Genomic DNA, 12,592 nt, shown 5'->3' on the forward strand with positions numbered 1-12,592 from the left:
GGAAATACTCTCGCCGAAGGCATTTATCTCTTAAGCCCCCAAGGCGCGCAGCAAATCGCGGCTGATGATATGGCGTTGAATTTCTGACGTTCCGTCCCAGATCCGTTCCACCCGGGCATCGCGCCAAAACCGCTCCAATGGATAATCATCCATCAACCCCATCCCGCCATGGATCTGGATCGCCGCATCGGTCACGCGCGCCAGCATTTCAGAGGCATAGAGTTTCGCACTGGCGATTTCGCGGTTCGCAGGCAGGTCGCGATCCAACCGGTCCGCCGCCGCCAGGGTCAAAAGATCGGCAGCATCAATTTCCGTGATCATATCCGCCAGCTGGAAACTGACGCCCTGAAATTTGCCGATCTTCTGGCCGAATTGCTCACGCTCCGCGGCATAATCCAACGCGTAATCAAACACCCGTCGCGCGCGACCCACGCTCATGGTTGCGACCGTGATCCGCGTCGCATAAAGCCAAGTGTTCATGACATCAAACCCGCCATCCACGTCACCCAAAACCTGGGCGTCCGGCAAGCGACAATCGTCAAAATCGAGGATCATATTCTTGTATCCCCGGTGGCTGACGGATTTGTACCCATCACGAATGCTAAACCCGGGCGTGCCACGATCCACCAGAAAGGCCGTGATGCGTTTTTTCGGCCCTTTAGGTGTCTGATCCTCTCCGGTTGCAATGAACACAATGATGAAATCGGCGTGATCCGCGCCGGATATGAAATGCTTGGTGCCATTCACCACCCAATCCCCGCCGTCGCGCATGGCGGCGCATTTCATGCCCCGCACGTCTGATCCCGCACCGGGTTCAGTCATGGCCAGCGCGTCCATCCGCTCCCCGCGCACAGCTGGCATCAGATACCGTTCCACCTGCTCGCCCTCACAGGCCATCAGAATGTTTTGCGGGCGGCCAAAGAAGTGATTAAGCGCCATCGACCCGCGCCCCAATTCGCGTTCCACCAGCGCAAATTCCAGATGGTTCAGTCCCGCGCAGCCAACACTCTCTGGGAAATTGCAGGCGTAAAACCCAAGCTCAAGTGTCTTGCGCTTGATCTCATCCGCAATTTCCTGTGGCACCTCACCCGTCCGCTCGACCATCGCCTCATGAGGATAGATTTCGTTTTCAACAAAACTGCGGACCGTCTCCGCGATCATCTGGTGTTCGGCGTTCAGCCCAAAATTCATGTATACATCTGCTTTTTGCGCGCGCGGGTTTCATCCGTGGCGGCGGCTGACCCATCATGATAGCTGCCGAACCAACGATCCCATGGCATTTCGACGGTGCCATAGTTGCATTCGAAATAACGGTGATGCAGTTGATGGAAAAACACACCCATCTTGGCCTGCCGCTGGTCTTTGACCACAAGTTCCTCAAAACCGGAATGCGAAAAAACCGGGTGCGTGGATTGCACATATCCGTGAAAAAGCACGTGTATCGGGTGGCTTGGTACCACGAAGTGGATCAGGAAGTTGGTGTAAAACAACAGATGTTCGATCGGATGCATCGAGATGCCCGACCAGGGCCCCACATTGATGTTCCGGTGATGCAGGGAATGCGCCATTTTATAAAGCGGCGGCCAATGCAGCAGCCTGTGAATCCAATAGAAATGGAAGCTTGACCAGATCGGCACCAGCACAAAAAACGCCACAAACCACACCGGATTGCCCGGGAACAGCATCACCGGCGCATAGCCATTTGCCATGCCCCAGAACACCAGCACCTGGGCGGCGCTCCACAGCGTGATGCCGCTGGCGATATGCCAGAACATGTTGTCATGGACCTGATTGCCAAAGGTGAAACTCCCGTTATCGCGCGCCTGATCGCGCGGATCGTATTTCGTGCACTCCCCCTGACCTTTGCGCATGATGAGCCAGTAGTGCAGCGTGCCTGCGCAAATGACCTGCGGCACCAGATTGGCGATCCAGACCTTCAATACCCAACTCCAGGCCAGCACCTGCATCTCGGCGAGATCCGGCAAAATCACGAAATACGCGCCCAGCGCGATCACCAGACAAAGGGTTGTTGTCGATATCTCCAACCAGAACGCCGCATACCACTTGAAAATCGCGCGAGGCCGGGGCGGCCATTGAAACAACGGATTCTGCGCCAGCGGTGTCTGGGGTCGAAAGTTCCAGCGCCCCGCTTCGCGCGCCTCTGCATCATTGGGCATAGGTTGACCCTTCCTCGTCTAATATGGCTTTGAGTTCGGCCAGATGGCGCAGATCCTGTTCAGGGTATTCTTCGATTTCTCGGGCGGTCTTTTCGGCCACATCGTCAGGCAGAACACGCAAGGGTCGTCCGGTCTGCAGGGCCAGCAGATAGGTTTGGCAGGCGCGCTCGAAATAGAACATACGGTTAAAGGTATCCGCCACCGTATCGCCGATCACCATGATGCCGTGATTGCCCATCACCATGACTTTTTTCTTCGGATCATCAAAGAGTTGCGCACAGCGCTCGCCCTCTTCTTCAAAGGCCAGCCCACCGTAATGTTCATCTACAACCACCCGGTCAAAGAACATGCAAGCGTTCTGATCCACCGCTGGCAGGCGGCTGTCTGCCAAAGCCGCCAGTGCCGTCGCATAGGGCGAATGGACATGCATCGCGCAACGCGCATGGGCGCAATGCCGGTGCATCCCCCCATGCAGCCCCCAGGCGGTCGGGTCCGGCGCATCGGGCCCTTCCATCGCTGCCGGGTCATCCACATCCACCACAATCAGATCAGACGCCTTGATCCGCGAAAAATGCATCTGGTTGGGGTTCATCAGGAATTTCGTGCCTGATTCATTGATCGCAAGGCTGAAATGGTTTGCAACAGCTTCGTGCATATTCAGCCGGACGGTCCAGCGGAAAGCTGCCGCAAGATCGACGCGTTCCTGCCAGTTATCCAGATTGGGGCGCATTTCAGTTACGGACATCGGTCACTCCTCTGATCGGTTTGCGCGTATCACAACACCCCCGCCCCTTGTTTGACCAACAAAAAAAACGTAAGTCAGGCATAAGTTACACTAATGGATGAGTTATAGTGGCCGAGCTGCCCCCCCTGAACTGGTTACGCGCCTTTGAAGCCTCCGCGCGCAATCTCAGCTTCACTGGCGCGGCCCGGGATCTCAACATGACGCAGAGTGCCGTGAGCCAGCAGATCAAATCCCTTGAAGGATTTCTGGGGCGACCCTTGTTTCATCGCCGCGCGCGTGCGCTGGAATTGACCCAGACCGGCATCAGTTACCTGCCCGTGGTGCGTGATGCTTTTAGGACGCTGGCCCATGGCACCCGCGCTCTGACGCGCAATGAAAGTGATGTCCTGCAAATCCAGTGCAATCTGACCTTCGCCATCCAATGGCTTGCGCCCCGGCTGTCCCGCTTTCGCCACGCGCATCCCGGGGTTCAGATCAACCTCATGACGGAGCTCTGGGAAGCGCGCGACATGGCCGAAGGTGCTGATGTCGAAATCCGCTATTCGCTGCGTCCCTCCGATCAGGTGCACGCCGAACTTCTGGCAACGGACCACTATTACCCGGTCTGTGCCCCAAATTATGAGGTAACGCTCGAAACGCTTGCGGATCAACCGCTCTATGATTGCTCAAACATGATGGGCACCTGGGCGGTTTGGGCTGAAGAACAGGGATTAGAGTGGTCCCCGCCACCCGTTACCTATGCCACAACTTATTCCATTCCTCTGTCTGTTGCCGTGGCTGGCGGCGGCATGGCACTGGGGCATGACATCATTGTGCAAGGCTTGATCAAAGCCGACCATCTTGTCGTGCCGTTTGCGCACCGCGCTGAAATGCAGGAGGCCTATTACCTGATTCAATCGCCGCGTGCCCAGGCCATGCCCGCCGCTCAGGCATTTACCAATTGGCTTCGACAGGAACTCACCACAAAGGTGGCCTAAAGCCCACCCTACGATGGGCGCCGTAGGGTGGGCTTTACGCCACCTTTGCTTTCGCTCACAACGGACGACTCGGCACCCATGCATAACCATCCGCGCATAGGATGTAGGCTTCCCTCAGGCCGTGAGGTTTGTCCGTTGGGGCATGCAAGATCATCGCGCCCAGTGCTTCCGCCTTTGCTACGGCCTCCTCGGGATCGGTATCATAAAACCGGATCTCGATCCCGGCCCCGCGTGGCGGGTTTTCCGGTAGCAGCCCCAGCAGAGGGTTGGCTCCATAGGTGCCATCACTGTGCAGTTGAAACACCTCCGCACCGTAAGTGATGATCGCGAAATCCTCGCTGAGCCGGTGCACCCCCACATCGAACACGCCCGCCAGAAATGCGGCGGTGGCCCGCACATCCCGCACCAGCAGGTTCAGCCCGATACCACGCAAGCTTTTGCCGAAATCCTCTGCTGATACGGTTTCGTAGTCCATCAGATACTCTCCATACTTGAACATCCCCGAAACCCGTGGCACCTAGGGACATGACGATAGCTTCTTTTCCCACATGGCCCGATACCGCAGCGCAGCTCATCGCCGTTGCCACAGGCCGCGCGCCCGCTGATACCGTTATACAGGGCGGTAAATGGGTCAATGTCCATACCCGCGAGGTGCTGGACGCCCACGATATTTCCATTTTCGCGGGGCGCATTGCCTGCGTTGTGCCAGATGCCACCCATTGTATGGGTCCGGACACCCGCATCATCAACGCCCAAGGGCGCTATATGATCCCCGGCCTGTGCGACGGGCATATGCATATTGAGAGCGGTATGCTGACCCCTGCGGAATTTGCCCGCGCCGTGATCCCGCATGGTACAACATCGATGTTCACCGATCCGCATGAAATCGCCAATGTGCTTGGGTTGGAGGGCGTGCGCATGATGCATGACGAAGCCCTGATGCAGCCGGTCAATATTTTCACCCAGATGCCCTCCTGCGCACCCTCCGCGCCGGGGATGGAAACCACCGGCTTTGAAATCACACCCGAGGACGTGGCCGAGGCAATGGGGTGGCCGGGCATCATCGGGCTGGGCGAAATGATGAATTTCCCCGGTGTGTCAAATGCCGATCCCAAGATGCTCGCCGAAATCGCCGCCACCCAGAACGCGGGTAAAACCGTTGGCGGGCACTATGCCTCTCCGGATCTTGGCCCCGCCTTCGCGGGCTATGTGGCGGGCGGTCCTGCGGATGACCATGAGGGCACCTGCGAGGCGGACGCCATTGCGCGGATGCGGCAGGGAATGCGTTCGATGATCCGGTTGGGGTCGGCGTGGTATGACGTGGAAACCCAAATCACGGCCATCACCGAAAAGGGTCTGGATCCGCGCAACATGATCCTGTGCACAGACGATTGTCACTCTGGCACGCTGGTTAATGAAGGGCATATGAACCGGGTTGTGCGCCACGCTATAGATTGCGGGTGCGACCCGCTGATCGCCCTGCAAATGGCGACGATCAACACCGCGACACATTTTGGGTTGGAGCGCGAGATTGGCTCGCTGACACCCGGACGTCGTGCGGATGTGATCCTGACTTCTGACCTCAAAACCCTGCCCATTGAGACAGTGATGGCCCGCGGGCAGATCATCGCTGAGAACGGCGTCTGTCTGGTCGAATGCCCGCATTATGACTGGCCCGACACCGCGCGCCAGACCGTCAACATGGGCAAAACGCTTGTGGCGGATGATTTCGCCGTGCCTGCGCCCACCGGGGCCAATGCGGTGCGCGCCAATGTCATCGGTGTGGTCGAAAACCAAGCCCCCACGAAAGCGTTGCAATTTGAGTTGCCGGTGACCGAGGGCCGCGTTCAGGCCACCGGCGATGTGGCCCAAATCGCGCTGGTTGAACGTCATCGCGCCACCGGATCCGTAACAAACGCCTTTGTGTCAGGTTTTGGCTATGAAGGCCCGATGGCGATGGCCTCCACCGTCGCCCATGACAGCCACCACATGATCGTTGTCGGCACGGACGCCGTACACATGGCGATGGCCGCCAATCGCCTGAACGATGTCGGCGGTGGCATTGTGATCTTCAAGGACGGCGTGGAACTGGCCCTGGTGGAATTGCCCATCGCGGGGCTGATGTCCGACCGGCCCGCCACAGAGGTCGCTGCCAAAGCCGATCGGATGATGCAAGCCATGCGCGACTGCGGTTGCACGCTGAACAATGCCTATATGCAACACTCCCTCCTTGCCCTCGTGGTCATCCCTGAACTGCGCATTTCCGACCTTGGACTGGTCGATGTGCGCAGCTTTGAATTCATTCCAGTAATCGAGCCCCTGTCATGACCAATATCAACACACCTAATGCGCCAGCCACGGAACAGTTTCATGATGCGAAAGCTGCCGTTGCCAGGTTGGAAGAACTCTACACCCAGGCCACGCAATTCCTGTGCAAGCACTTCATCGAAGCCCTTTCCCACGGCGCCCCGGATGAGCGCATCCGTGCGTTTTACCCCGAAGTTCTGTTCAAAACCTCCAGCTATGCGCAGGTCGATACCCGCCTCAGCTTTGGTCATGTTTCAGCCCCCGGCAGTTTTCGCGCCACGATCACGCGCCCGGACCTGTTCCGCAGCTACCTGATCCAACAGATTGGCCTTTTGATAGAAAACCACGGGCAACCCGTCAGCATCGGCCCCTCAGATACGCCAATGCCGGTGCATTTCGCGGTCGCAACAGACGCAAGCATCACCGTGCCTCAGGAGGGCGCGGCTGAGTTCACCCTGCGTGATGTGTTCGATGTCCCGGATCTGTCCACGACCAATGACGACATCGTCAATGGCACCTATGTCTCCCCCGATGGCATCGGCCCGCTGGCCCCGTTTACCGCACAGCGCGTAGATTATTCGCTGGCGCGGCTGTCCCATTACACGGCGACGGATGCAACGCATTTCCAGAACCACGTGCTCTTCACCAACTACCAGTTCTATGTCTCCGAATTTGAAGCCTTTGCCCGGACGCAGTTGGATGACCCGGGCTCAGGGTATACCGCCTTTGTCTCCACCGATAATGCGATCATCACCGCCGGGGATCAGCCCCTGGCCGATCCAATCAAAACACCGCAAATGCCGACCTATCACCTCAAACGCGCCGATGGCTCCGGCATCACGCTGGTGAACATCGGCGTTGGTCCCTCGAATGCCAAAACCGCCACCGATCACATTGCGGTGCTGCGCCCCCATGCCTGGCTCATGGTGGGACACTGTGCCGGTTTGCGCAACTCTCAGGCGCTCGGGGACTTTGTGCTGGCCCACGCTTACCTGCGCGAGGATCACGTGCTGGATGATGACCTGCCGCCCTGGGTCCCGATCCCCGCTCTGGCCGAAATCCAGATCGCGCTGGAACAATCCGTGGCGCAGGTGACCAATCTGGAGGGCTATGAGCTCAAGCGGATCATGCGCACCGGGACGGTCGCCACCTATGATGATCGCAACTGGGAGTTGCGCGACCAATCCGGTCCGGTGCAGCGTCTCAGCCAGTCCCGCGCCGTCGCGCTGGACATGGAAAGCGCCACCATCGCCGCCAACGGATACCGGTTTCGTGTGCCATATGGCACACTTTTATGCGTCTCCGACAAGCCCCTGCACGGCGAGTTGAAACTCCCCGGCATGGCATCAGACTTCTACAGAACACAGGTTTCACGCCATTTGATGATCGGAATTCATGCCATGGAACGCCTTCGCACCATGCCGCTGGAACGCATCCACAGTCGGAAATTACGCTCCTTTGAGGAGACAGCCTTCCTCTGAGGGGCCAAAACCCAATAAAATAGGTTAATTTTGCACCTTTTTCCTTGCATTACTCTACTAATCGTTGTGTTCATACACAACATCCGGGTAGATTTCGGACATGAGGCCCTACTGTTCGGGCAGCGAAGGAGAATAAGAACATGGCAAAACCAATGACAAAGACACAGCTCGTCGCGGCCCTGGCCGAAGAGATGGGTAGCGACAAGAAATCCGCAGGCGCGGCACTGGAAGCAGTTTGCAACCTGATCACCACGGAAGTTTCCGGCGGCGGCGCGGTCACTCTGCCCGGAGTCGGCAAGATCTACTGCCGCGAGCGTCCGGAGCGTATGGTACGCAATCCGGCCACAGGCGAACAATTCAAAAAAGACGCGGACAAGGTGGTCAAAATGACCATCGCCAAAGCGCTCAAAGACAGCGTGAACGGCTAATCGCCTCTCATGCTAGACTTCAAAGGGTCGCCTTCGGGCGGCCCTTTTTTATGGCCTGAACCGGACCCTATCGCTGCGCTGTGAGCAATCGGATCGCAAGCGCCGCGAAAATACCCCCTGCAATCCTGTTCATCACCACCTGCGCGCGCGGCGTGCGTGCCAGCCATGCCCCCAGAAATCCAGCCGCCCAGGCAATCGCGCCAAACACCACCAGCGCGCATAAGATGAAAAAAGCCCCAAAGAGGAATATCTGCGGCGTCACGGCGCCCCGTGCGGGGTCAGCAAACTGTGGCAGAAAAGCCAGGAAAAAGATCGCGACTTTGGGGTTCGTGACATTCATGATGACACCGCGACCCACAAGCTTGGGATAGCTCATATCGAGCCCCTTTTCTGTGCCAATTGCCGACGGTTTCGCGCGCACCGCTTTCCACGCAAGATATAACAGATAGCACCCGCCCACGATCTTCAGGGCCAAGAACGCCGTCGCGGAGGTTTGAAAGATCACCGCCACGCCCAGCGCCACCAGCGTGGTGTGCACGGCCACGCCAATACACAGCCCCAAGGTCACCATCACACCCGCCATACGCCCATAGAGCGCAGATTGTGTCAGCACGAATATGTTGTCCGGCCCCGGTGCAAGCGACAAGGCAACAGACGCGGTAATGAACACAAACAAAACATCCGGTGCGATCATTTCAGGCCCTCTGATGGAATTTAATAACTGGCAAGCACTGCCTAACTGCCCGAAACACCGCTGACCAGTACCCGATTAACAATTACCAACCACGACAACACCGCCACGGCTTGCCCTTGCCCTGAATTTGCGAAAGGGTCGCGCCGAATGGGCAAGGCAAAGGCACGGGCATAAATGGACATACGCGCAATCCTTGCAGGCCTTGCTTTTGCGCTCATGTGGTCTTCGGCCTTTTCTTCTGCACGCATCATTGTCGCGGATGCCTCGCCCCTTGCGGCGCTGACGCTGCGCTACCTGATCTCCGGGTTGTTGGGCGTGGCGATCGCCCGCATGCTGGGTCAGTCCTGGCACCTGACGCCCGCGCAATGGCGTGCCACAATCGTCTTTGGCGTATTGCAAAACGCCGTCTATCTCGGCCTGAATTTTGTGGCCATGCAAACCATCGAGGCCTCGGTGGCGGCCATCATCGCCTCCACCATGCCCCTGCTGGTGGCCCTTGCCGGTTGGGTCTTCCTCAGCGAAACCTTGAAACCGCTCAGCATCGCGGGGCTTGTTGCCGGGGTCATTGGCGTTGGGCTGATCATGGGCGCCCGCATCACCGGCGGCGTGGATCTGTTTGGGTTGATGCTGTGCGGTATTGGCGTGCTGGCTCTGACCATCGCCACGCTATCGGTGCGCGGGGCCACGTCGGGCGGCAATTTCCTGATGATCGTCGGCTTGCAGATGCTGGTTGGTTGCGCAGCCCTTGCCATCGCCACCGCGCTCTTTGAAACACCGCGCCTCAACCCAAGCTGGCCTCTGGCGGCGGCCTTTGTTTATACCACGCTGGTGCCGGGATTGGCGGCGACATTTGTGTGGTTCTGGCTGGTCAACCGCATCGGGGCCACGCGTGCCGCGACGTTCCACTTTCTCAACCCGTTTCTGGGTGTTGCCATTGCCGCCTTGTTGCTGGGCGAAAGCCTGGGGGCGCGCGATGTCCTTGGTGTGGCAATCATCGCATTGGGCATTCTGGCCGTTCAACTGTCGCGACAATCCAAAGCATAGTTTTTACTATCCAATGCGGCACGTCTGTGGCTAGGGTCATGATCAGCCCGCCCAACAGCCAGCCTTGGACCTAGACCACATGACCTCACAGGACGCGCCGAAACCCTATGCATTTGTGCTGGTGCCCGGATTTTCGCAACTCGGGTTCGCCTGCGCGCTCGAAGCGCTGTCTCTGGCAAACCGGCATCCCGGCGCGGAGCCCTATTACCGCTGGCGGTTGCTCAGCGAGGACGGCGCGCCCGTGCCTGCCTATAATGGCGTGATCACACAGGTTGACGGGCCATTGGATACGCTGGAACGCGATGAGACCATAGTCATCTGCGCGGGCGAAAACGTCAGCACAAACGCCAGCAAAAAGCTCATCAACTGGCTGCGGCGCGAAGTGCGGCGCGGGATGGATTTTGGCGCGCTCTCCTCGGGCACCTATATCCTTGCGCTCGCCGGTCTGGTGGCGGGCAAGCGCGTCACGACCCATTGGGAGTATCGTTCTGCCCTCACAGAGATCCTGCCCGATGTGATCATGGAGGATGCGATCTTTTCCATCGACGGGCGGGTATTTACCACCGCGGGCGGTGCCGCGTCCATGGATATGATGCTGGAACGGATCAAGTCCGACTTTGGCACGGAACTGGCCACCTGGGTCGCCGATCAGATGGTCTATACCGACCCGCGTCTGCCCGATCACGCGCAGCGCATGACGCTGCAACGGCGCACGCAGGTGCGCAACGGCAAGCTCGCCCTGGCGATGCAGATCATGGACAACAACATCGAAGATCCACTGAGCCCGGACGAAATATCCGACATCGTCGAGATTTCCACGCGGCAATTGGAGCGGCTGTTTGCCAAATACGTCGGGCTATCGCCAAAACGTCACTACATGCGGCTGAGGCTGGAAAGGGCGCGCGATCTGTTGCGCCAGACCGACTTTTCGGTAACGGACGTTTGCGTCGCCTGTGGGTTCAAATCCCTGTCGCATTTTTCCAAAAGCTACCGCGCCGCCTTTGGCATCAGCCCCGGATTGGACGGTGGGTCCAGCAAATTGGTGTGGCGCGGCGGGATCTGACGCGCGCTACTGGAGCAGCGCGTCGATCTCGCGGGTGATCTTGGGCGATTGCGGTTTGGTGCCTGATCCCCATGTGCCCACGACCTCGCCTTCCGGACTGATCAGCACTTTGTTGAAATTCCAGCGCGGCTTGAACCCGGTGTCCGCCGCGACTTCGCGGTAAAACGGATGCGCCTCTGGGCCTTTAACGGGGGTGATATCCGTCATCGGCAGATCAAGACCAAAGTTCATTTCGCAGAACTCCTTGACCTCTTCCGCACTGCCCAACTCCTGGTTGAAATCATCAGATGGCACCGCCAGCACAACCAATCCCTGATCGCGGTATGTGTCATAAAGCGCCTGCAACCCGGCGTATTGCCCGGTAAATCCACATTGCGACGCGGTATTGACCACCAGCACCGGCTGCCCGGCCCAATCCCCTGTATTCAAGGTGCCGCCATCAATGGAAGGAAAGGAATGAGACGAGATGCCACCAGCCGCCGCTGTGGCCACCATCCCGCCTGTGAGCAGTGCAATAAGTCGTATCATGAAAATGCTCCTCTCTCGTTTGGCCGTAACATAGAGCCGTGCGGACCAAAGGCACGTGAACGTGACCACAATCGTTTTGCCCTTTTAATTGCCCGGATTTGTCCCATCTAATAGGCAAAGGTCAAAAGGAGCGTTTCATGCCCAAATATGAAAAAACCGATGCGGCGGTCTCAAAGCTGTCACTCGAAGAATATCGCGTGACCCAGCAAAGCGGCACCGAACGGCCCGGCACCGGCAAACTTCTGAAAAACAAAGAGCCCGGTATCTACGTGGACATCGTGTCAGGTGAGCCGCTGTTTGCCTCAGCGGATAAATACGAGTCCGGGTGCGGCTGGCCCAGCTTTACCAAACCGATTGAACCCGCGCATGTCACCGAATTGCGGGATGTGACCATGGGCATGGTACGCACCGAGGTCCGCTCGACCCATGGTGACAGCCATCTGGGACATGTGTTTCCCGACGGGCCACAGGATCGCGGGGGTCTGCGCTATTGCATCAACTCAGCGTCCTTGCGGTTTGTGCACCGCGATGACATGGCCGCCCAAGGATACGGCGATTACGTAGATCAAGTGGAGGATGTGGCATGAGCCATCAACGCGCAGTACTGGCAGGGGGTTGTTTCTGGGGCATGCAGGATCTGATCCGCAAGCGCCCCGGCGTGATCGCCACCCGCGTCGGGTATACCGGCGGAGACGTGCCGAATGCCACCTATCGCAATCACGGCACCCATGCCGAGGGGATCGAGGTCATCTTTGACCCTGCCGTGATCAGCTTTCGGGACGTCTTGGAACTGTTTTTTCAGATCCACGACCCCACCACGCTGAACCGTCAGGGCAATGATCGTGGTATGAGCTACCGCTCCGCGATTTATTATGTGGATGACGACCAACAGAACGTCGCGCGCGATACCATCGCGGATGTGGAAGCCTCCGGTCTCTGGCCCGGCAAAGTGGTCACCGAAGTCGAACCTGTCGGCCCCTTCTGGGAAGCTGAACCGGAGCATCAGGATTATCTGGAACGCGTGCCGGGGGGCTATACCTGCCATTTCCCGCGCGCGGATTGGGTCTTGCCGAAACGGGCCACGCAGGCGGCTGAATAGAAAACGATCGCGCGCGTCGCTCGCCCCTTTGGCAGGTGACGCGCGGTTT

Annotated in this window: 15 protein-coding genes; 8 read left to right on the top strand and 7 right to left on the bottom strand. The window is 58.4% G+C overall.

Features of this window, described 5'->3' with window-relative positions; translation table 11 throughout:
- Positions 1–30: 30 nt before the first annotated feature.
- The 3 genes from R8G34_11415 to R8G34_11425 are packed head-to-tail and all read right to left on the bottom strand — an operon-like array spanning position 31 to position 2,922.
- On the bottom strand, positions 31–1,191 hold the full coding sequence (locus tag R8G34_11415; protein ID MDW3223475.1) for an acyl-CoA dehydrogenase family protein: 1,161 nt from the start codon (positions 1,189–1,191) through the stop codon (positions 31–33).
- Positions 1,188–2,177, bottom strand: coding sequence for a sterol desaturase family protein (locus R8G34_11420; protein ID MDW3223476.1), 990 nt, complete (start codon positions 2,175–2,177; stop codon positions 1,188–1,190). The genes R8G34_11415 and R8G34_11420 overlap by 4 nt, the downstream gene beginning before the upstream one ends.
- Complete coding sequence (locus R8G34_11425; protein ID MDW3223477.1) at positions 2,167–2,922, bottom strand: class II aldolase and adducin N-terminal domain-containing protein; 756 nt, start codon at positions 2,920–2,922, stop codon at positions 2,167–2,169. The genes R8G34_11420 and R8G34_11425 overlap by 11 nt, the downstream gene beginning before the upstream one ends.
- 107 nt (positions 2,923–3,029) lie before the next feature.
- Here R8G34_11425 and R8G34_11430 point away from each other — a divergent pair, with 107 nt between their 5' ends.
- Positions 3,030–3,899: a LysR substrate-binding domain-containing protein gene (locus R8G34_11430; protein ID MDW3223478.1), complete on the top strand. Its 870-nt coding sequence runs from the start codon at positions 3,030–3,032 to the stop codon at positions 3,897–3,899.
- A gap of 55 nt (positions 3,900–3,954) precedes the next feature.
- On the opposite strand, the gene R8G34_11435 is transcribed toward R8G34_11430, so the two are convergent.
- Positions 3,955–4,374: a glyoxalase gene (locus R8G34_11435; GenBank protein ID MDW3223479.1), complete on the bottom strand. Its 420-nt coding sequence runs from the start codon at positions 4,372–4,374 to the stop codon at positions 3,955–3,957.
- Between the two features lie 50 nt (positions 4,375–4,424).
- On the opposite strand from R8G34_11435, the gene ade reads away from it, so the two are divergent.
- The 3 genes from ade to R8G34_11450 all read left to right on the top strand — a co-directional run bounded on the left by ade (position 4,425) and on the right by R8G34_11450 (position 8,115).
- The gene (ade, locus tag R8G34_11440) at positions 4,425–6,227 is read left to right on the top strand and encodes an adenine deaminase (GenBank protein ID MDW3223480.1); all 1,803 of its coding nucleotides are present in this window, start codon (positions 4,425–4,427) and stop codon (positions 6,225–6,227) included.
- On the top strand, positions 6,224–7,687 hold the full coding sequence (locus tag R8G34_11445) for an AMP nucleosidase (GenBank protein ID MDW3223481.1): 1,464 nt from the start codon (positions 6,224–6,226) through the stop codon (positions 7,685–7,687). The genes ade and R8G34_11445 overlap by 4 nt, the downstream gene beginning before the upstream one ends.
- A gap of 140 nt (positions 7,688–7,827) precedes the next feature.
- Positions 7,828–8,115 (top strand): HU family DNA-binding protein, encoded by a 288-nt coding sequence (locus R8G34_11450; GenBank protein ID MDW3223482.1) that lies wholly within the window; start codon positions 7,828–7,830, stop codon positions 8,113–8,115.
- Between the two features lie 67 nt (positions 8,116–8,182).
- On the opposite strand, the gene R8G34_11455 is transcribed toward R8G34_11450, so the two are convergent.
- Positions 8,183–8,809, bottom strand: coding sequence for a LysE family translocator (locus tag R8G34_11455; protein MDW3223483.1), 627 nt, complete (start codon positions 8,807–8,809; stop codon positions 8,183–8,185).
- A 41-nt stretch (positions 8,810–8,850) separates the two neighbouring features.
- A complete protein-coding gene (locus tag R8G34_11460; GenBank protein MDW3223484.1) occupies positions 8,851–8,991 on the bottom strand; it encodes a hypothetical protein in 141 nt (46 codons plus the stop codon).
- On the opposite strand from R8G34_11460, the gene R8G34_11465 reads away from it, so the two are divergent.
- Together R8G34_11465 and R8G34_11470 are read left to right on the top strand one after the other, a co-directional pair.
- On the top strand, positions 8,984–9,853 hold the full coding sequence (locus R8G34_11465; GenBank protein MDW3223485.1) for a DMT family transporter: 870 nt from the start codon (positions 8,984–8,986) through the stop codon (positions 9,851–9,853). The genes R8G34_11460 and R8G34_11465 overlap by 8 nt on opposite strands.
- 79 nt (positions 9,854–9,932) lie before the next feature.
- Positions 9,933–10,916, top strand: coding sequence for a GlxA family transcriptional regulator (locus R8G34_11470; GenBank protein ID MDW3223486.1), 984 nt, complete (start codon positions 9,933–9,935; stop codon positions 10,914–10,916).
- Between the two features lie 6 nt (positions 10,917–10,922).
- Here R8G34_11470 and R8G34_11475 read toward each other — a convergent pair whose 3' ends face one another.
- Complete coding sequence (locus R8G34_11475) at positions 10,923–11,411, bottom strand: glutathione peroxidase (GenBank protein MDW3223487.1); 489 nt, start codon at positions 11,409–11,411, stop codon at positions 10,923–10,925.
- A gap of 170 nt (positions 11,412–11,581) precedes the next feature.
- On the opposite strand from R8G34_11475, the gene msrB reads away from it, so the two are divergent.
- Together msrB and msrA are read left to right on the top strand one after the other, a co-directional pair.
- Positions 11,582–12,031 carry a peptide-methionine (R)-S-oxide reductase MsrB gene (gene msrB / locus R8G34_11480; GenBank protein MDW3223488.1) on the top strand — a complete coding sequence of 150 codons (450 nt, stop codon included), beginning with the start codon at positions 11,582–11,584 and terminating at the stop codon, positions 12,029–12,031.
- On the top strand, positions 12,028–12,543 hold the full coding sequence (gene msrA, locus R8G34_11485) for a peptide-methionine (S)-S-oxide reductase MsrA (protein ID MDW3223489.1): 516 nt from the start codon (positions 12,028–12,030) through the stop codon (positions 12,541–12,543). Before msrB ends, msrA begins: the two co-directional genes overlap by 4 nt.
- Positions 12,544–12,592 lie beyond the last annotated feature (49 nt).

The sequence above is a fragment of the Paracoccaceae bacterium genome (assembly GCA_033344815.1).
Taxonomy (GTDB): domain Bacteria; phylum Pseudomonadota; class Alphaproteobacteria; order Rhodobacterales; family Rhodobacteraceae; genus Roseobacter.

Bases quoted from the DNA above. Each gene is read 5' to 3' on its own strand.
- R8G34_11460 (MDW3223484.1), bottom strand. From the start codon at position 8,991: ATGTCCATTTATGCCCGTGCCTTTGCCTTGCCCATTCGGCGCGACCCT.
- R8G34_11455 (MDW3223483.1), bottom strand. From the start codon at position 8,809: ATGATCGCACCGGATGTTTTGTTTGTGTTCATTACCGCGTCTGTTGCC.
- R8G34_11445 (MDW3223481.1), top strand. From the start codon at position 6,224: ATGACCAATATCAACACACCTAATGCGCCAGCCACGGAACAGTTTCAT.
- R8G34_11475 (MDW3223487.1), bottom strand. From the start codon at position 11,411: ATGGTGGCCACAGCGGCGGCTGGTGGCATCTCGTCTCATTCCTTTCCT.
- R8G34_11450 (MDW3223482.1), top strand. From the start codon at position 7,828: ATGGCAAAACCAATGACAAAGACACAGCTCGTCGCGGCCCTGGCCGAA.
- R8G34_11470 (MDW3223486.1), top strand. From the start codon at position 9,933: ATGACCTCACAGGACGCGCCGAAACCCTATGCATTTGTGCTGGTGCCC.
- R8G34_11465 (MDW3223485.1), top strand. From the start codon at position 8,984: ATGGACATACGCGCAATCCTTGCAGGCCTTGCTTTTGCGCTCATGTGG.
- R8G34_11425 (MDW3223477.1), bottom strand. From the start codon at position 2,922: ATGTCCGTAACTGAAATGCGCCCCAATCTGGATAACTGGCAGGAACGC.
- R8G34_11420 (MDW3223476.1), bottom strand. From the start codon at position 2,177: ATGCCCAATGATGCAGAGGCGCGCGAAGCGGGGCGCTGGAACTTTCGA.
- R8G34_11415 (MDW3223475.1), bottom strand. From the start codon at position 1,191: ATGAATTTTGGGCTGAACGCCGAACACCAGATGATCGCGGAGACGGTC.
- msrA (MDW3223489.1), top strand. From the start codon at position 12,028: ATGAGCCATCAACGCGCAGTACTGGCAGGGGGTTGTTTCTGGGGCATG.
- R8G34_11435 (MDW3223479.1), bottom strand. From the start codon at position 4,374: ATGGACTACGAAACCGTATCAGCAGAGGATTTCGGCAAAAGCTTGCGT.
- ade (MDW3223480.1), top strand. From the start codon at position 4,425: ATGACGATAGCTTCTTTTCCCACATGGCCCGATACCGCAGCGCAGCTC.
- msrB (MDW3223488.1), top strand. From the start codon at position 11,582: ATGCCCAAATATGAAAAAACCGATGCGGCGGTCTCAAAGCTGTCACTC.